This window comes from Pseudoalteromonas luteoviolacea CPMOR-1, assembly GCF_001625685.1.
Lineage (GTDB): Bacteria > Pseudomonadota > Gammaproteobacteria > Enterobacterales > Alteromonadaceae > Pseudoalteromonas > Pseudoalteromonas luteoviolacea_K.
The window spans coordinates 1-318 of record NZ_AUYC01000089.1 but is presented as its reverse complement, the minus strand read 5'-3'; the positions used below and the strand labels follow the sequence as shown (position 1 = coordinate 318).

At 45.6% G+C, this 318-nt stretch carries 3 tRNA genes; all 3 read left to right on the top strand.

Annotation, left to right across the window (positions count from 1 at the left end):
- Positions 1-43: 43 nt before the first annotated feature.
- Positions 44-119 (top strand) — tRNA-Lys (locus tag N473_RS24755).
- Between the two features lie 23 nt (positions 120-142).
- Positions 143-218 (top strand) — tRNA-Lys (locus N473_RS24750).
- A 24-nt stretch (positions 219-242) separates the two neighbouring features.
- A tRNA-Lys gene (locus tag N473_RS24745) sits at positions 243-318 on the top strand.

Here is a 318-nt window from a genome sequence, read left to right as displayed (position 1 = left end):
TCCATCATGACCCACCATTATTAAGCTAAAAAATTTCTTGAGCGGGTCATTAGCTCAGTTGGTAGAGCAGTGGACTTTTAATCCATTGGTCGATGGTTCGAGTCCATCATGACCCACCATTCAAGTCTAAAACTTCCCGAGCGGGTCATTAGCTCAGTTGGTAGAGCAGTGGACTTTTAATCCATTGGTCGATGGTTCGAGTCCATCATGACCCACCATTCAAGTTTAAAATCTCCTCGAGCGGGTCATTAGCTCAGTTGGTAGAGCAGTGGACTTTTAATCCATTGGTCGATGGTTCGAGTCCATCATGACCCACCA